This window comes from Nitrospirota bacterium, from assembly GCA_016214385.1.
Classification (GTDB): Bacteria; Nitrospirota; Thermodesulfovibrionia; order UBA6902; family JACROP01; genus JACROP01.
Genome location: JACROP010000011.1, coordinates 1 through 3,267, shown reverse-complemented (window position 1 = coordinate 3,267; position 3,267 = coordinate 1). Strand labels below are relative to the sequence as shown.

Genomic DNA, 3,267 nt, shown 5'->3' with positions numbered 1-3,267 from the left:
TGTCTCGGCGTCTGCCCGGCAAATGCTATAGGCGAAACATATAATAAATGGGACAAGGCAGCCTGCCTTGAGAAATTAAAAGACTTTGCAAAGACTCGCAATATAGGGCAATATATATGCGGGCTCTGTGTAAAGGTGTGCGATGCAGGAACCACAGTTAGTTAAATTATTTACATGCATGCTTTCTCCTGAGGTATTCCTCTTTGAAGAGCTCAAGAGAGAGCTTAAATCAACATTCGGCCCCGTTGATTTAGAGAGTCCTGTCTGGCTCTGGCAACATACTGATTACTATTCAAAGGAGATGGGCGACGGGCTCAGGAGAAAATTTATTTTCTTCCATGACCTGATAAGACCAGAGGCCCTTCCTGAAATAAAGTTAAAAACCATTGAACTTGAACAGCGGTACCTCAGAAAAGGCGGGGGCAGGAGGATAAATCTTGACCCTGGCTATTTGAATTTTGCAAAGGTCATCCTGGTTTCTACTAAAGACTTCTCTCACAGGCTCTATCTCAGCCATGGCATATACGGCGAGGTGACACTTACATTTTCAGGAAAGACTTATCAGCCAATGCCCTACACCTATCCGGATTTCAGGACCCCTGAATACATTGACATATTCATAAGGGCAAGGGATTTATATAAGGCCCAGATGGAGAAGGGTATAAAGAAGTAATTAAAGCAGCACGAGGTTGTCTCTGTGTATTGCCTCATCTGAATATTTATATCCGAGTGTCTTTTCTATCTCTGAGGTCTTCTTGCCTTTAATACGCCTGAGGTCTTCTGAAGAATAATTGGTCAGACCTTTAGCAATCCTCCTACCTTCCTGATTTACACAGCTTACAGCATCGCCGATATTAAAATCGCCCTCAACCATTGTAATGCCTGAAGGGAGGAGGCTTCTGCCCTGGGTTATCAGGGCCTTTACTGCACCATCATCGAGGTGCAAAACACCCTTTGACCTCAGGCCATAAGCTATCCAGCCCTTTCTCGAAGATAATCTTTCTTCCCTGGGTTTGAAATATGTCCCTAATTTTTCACCATCGAGCAGACGACTGAGAAGCCCCCCTTTTCTACCACTCATGATTATGACAGGGATTCCGTAAGCCGTAGCCCTCCTGGCAGCAAGGACTTTTGAGTACATCCCTCCTGTTCCGATGGGGCTGCCTTCACCGCCAGCCATCTTCTCTATTTTTGTGTTTATCTCATCGACATATGGTATGAACTGTGCATCGGGGTTTTTTTTCGGGTCTTCCATATATAAACCCTCAACATCAGAAAGAATGACAAGCATCTCAGCCTCGATAAGCCCTGCTACAAGGGATGCAAGCAGGTCATTGTCTCCAAACTTAATCTCATCAACAGCGACTGTATCATTCTCATTGATTACAGGTATAACCCCATAACCTAAAAGTGCGAGAAGTGTATTCCTGGCATTTATATACCTCAGGCGGTTTGTCACATCATCCCTTGTGAGGAGCACCTGTGCCACCTTCTTGCCCGACTCTGCAAAGCTACGTTCATAAGCCCACATAAGGCTTGACTGGCCAATTGCCGCTGCTGCCTGTTTGAGTTTTATGTCCTTCGGTTTTTCTTTCAGGCCTAATTTCTTGAGCCCTGCTGCCACTGCCCCTGAAGAGACAATCACTACCTCGCAACCCCTGTCAATAGCCTGAGAGACGTCCTTTGCTATGGTGTCAACCCTCTTCATGTCAAGGCCTTCATCAGCCGATGCGAGGATATTGCTGCCTATTTTTATGACCAATCGTTTCATGTGAAAAACCTTTTTATATTATTCCTTACCATTAACTTCATCACGGTTCTTTCCTGTTTATATCTTCAATTGCGTCAAAGTCTTCATCATACGAATAAATTTCGTTAAGACCTTGATATTTCATGAAGATAGCATTATATGCATCAATGTAATCAATGTTTTTTCTGCTGAAAAGGACAATGGCATCTGCAATAATATCTTTGTCAGGGATATAGAGGTTCTCAGTGCTGATTATAATAGATATTTTTTCAATTACATCGGCTTTTGACACCTTATAATAAGACAGAAGCGTCCATATTAATTCAGCAATTACAATGCCGGATGTTGCAAGGGCAATTTTGCCTTCAAGCGCTTCTTTAAAGATTTCTCTGCACTTATTATACTTCGAAGGGTCATCTTTGATGAGAAATCTGAGGAATATATTTGTATCAATAAACTTCTTCCGCATAGCTTAAGTGCCTGCTGCTTTTTTGGCAACTCTTTTTTTTACTTCTTCCCTGATCCTGTGGAAATCTACAGGTTTTTCCTTAGCAGATACCTTTATCGAGCCTCCGATATCAAGGATATTGCCCCTTAAAGGTTTAATAACAGCCTGGTTACCCTCAACAACTATAATAACTTTTTCGGATGGTTTCAGGTTTAATGCCTTCCTTATCTCTTTTGGTATTGTCATCTGCCCCTTTGATGTCAGTATTGCAACTGGCATATTATCCTCCATTTCTATATTTTTCCTACATTTTATCATCTTTCTTACAAATATGCAAAGTTATTTCATTGAATGTGTATTATTTCTTTCCCTCCACCGTAACAGCTAAATAAGACAAAAGTTTTTTAATTCCTTTACCTGTAACTGCAGATATAGGGAAAAAATCAATTGCATTGGTTTTGCAATATTCTGTAAGTTTATTAAATCTATTTTTATTGCCTGCAATGTCAATCTTTGTGCCAACAACCATCTGTGGCTTTTCAATAAGCATGGGGCTGTAAAGCTCAAGCTCCCGATTTATTTTACTGAGATTTTCAACAGGGTCGCCCTCAGCCATCTCCGATATATCAATGAGATGCAGGAGTATGGATGTCCTTTCCACATGTCTTAGAAATTGAAAGCCCAGCCCAGCACCCTTGTGAGCGCCTTCGATAAGGCCCGGAATATCAGCCACTACAAAGCTCTTATGTTCCTCGTATTTAACAACACCGAGCACAGGCACGAGGGTTGTGAATGGATAATCTGCGATTTTGGGTCTTGCCGCTGAGATTGCAGAAATCAATGTGGATTTTCCTGCATTTGGAAGGCCGATTAATCCGACGTCTGCTAAGAGCTTCAGCTCCAGGATTAAAGTCTTCTCTTCACCTGATTCACCTGGCTGGGCGAATTTGGGTGCCTGCCTTGTAGAGGTTGCGAAATGAGCATTGCCGAGGCCTCCCCTGCCGCCCTGTGTAACTATGGTCTCCTGCATTTCATTGATAAGGTCTGCCACAAGCTCGCCAGTTGTTGC

Annotated in this window: 6 protein-coding genes; 2 read left to right on the top strand and 4 right to left on the bottom strand. The window is 42.6% G+C overall.

The window, feature by feature from the left end:
- Together HZC12_00680 and HZC12_00675 are read left to right on the top strand one after the other, a co-directional pair.
- A partial coding sequence (locus HZC12_00680; GenBank protein MBI5025250.1) for an epoxyqueuosine reductase occupies positions 1–165 on the top strand: 165 nt, incomplete at its 5' end.
- The gene (locus tag HZC12_00675) at positions 143–673 is read left to right on the top strand and encodes a DUF4416 family protein (GenBank protein ID MBI5025249.1); all 531 of its coding nucleotides are present in this window, start codon (positions 143–145) and stop codon (positions 671–673) included. The genes HZC12_00680 and HZC12_00675, both read left to right, overlap by 23 nt.
- Here HZC12_00675 and proB read toward each other — a convergent pair whose 3' ends face one another.
- The 4 genes from proB to cgtA all read right to left on the bottom strand — a co-directional run.
- Positions 674–1,771 carry a glutamate 5-kinase gene (gene proB, locus HZC12_00670; protein ID MBI5025248.1) on the bottom strand — a complete coding sequence of 366 codons (1,098 nt, stop codon included), beginning with the start codon at positions 1,769–1,771 and terminating at the stop codon, positions 674–676.
- Positions 1,772–1,811: 40 nt separating this feature from the next.
- Complete coding sequence (locus HZC12_00665; protein MBI5025247.1) at positions 1,812–2,219, bottom strand: PIN domain-containing protein; 408 nt, start codon at positions 2,217–2,219, stop codon at positions 1,812–1,814.
- Between the two features lie 3 nt (positions 2,220–2,222).
- The gene (locus tag HZC12_00660) at positions 2,223–2,477 is read right to left on the bottom strand and encodes an AbrB/MazE/SpoVT family DNA-binding domain-containing protein (GenBank protein ID MBI5025246.1); all 255 of its coding nucleotides are present in this window, start codon (positions 2,475–2,477) and stop codon (positions 2,223–2,225) included.
- 79 nt (positions 2,478–2,556) lie between these two features.
- A partial coding sequence (gene cgtA, locus HZC12_00655) for an Obg family GTPase CgtA (GenBank protein ID MBI5025245.1) occupies positions 2,557–3,267 on the bottom strand: 711 nt, incomplete at its 5' end.

Bases quoted from the DNA above. Each gene is read 5' to 3' on its own strand.
- HZC12_00675 (MBI5025249.1), top strand. From the start codon at position 143: ATGCAGGAACCACAGTTAGTTAAATTATTTACATGCATGCTTTCTCCT.
- HZC12_00660 (MBI5025246.1), bottom strand. From the start codon at position 2,477: ATGCCAGTTGCAATACTGACATCAAAGGGGCAGATGACAATACCAAAA.
- proB (MBI5025248.1), bottom strand. From the start codon at position 1,771: ATGAAACGATTGGTCATAAAAATAGGCAGCAATATCCTCGCATCGGCT.
- HZC12_00665 (MBI5025247.1), bottom strand. From the start codon at position 2,219: ATGCGGAAGAAGTTTATTGATACAAATATATTCCTCAGATTTCTCATC.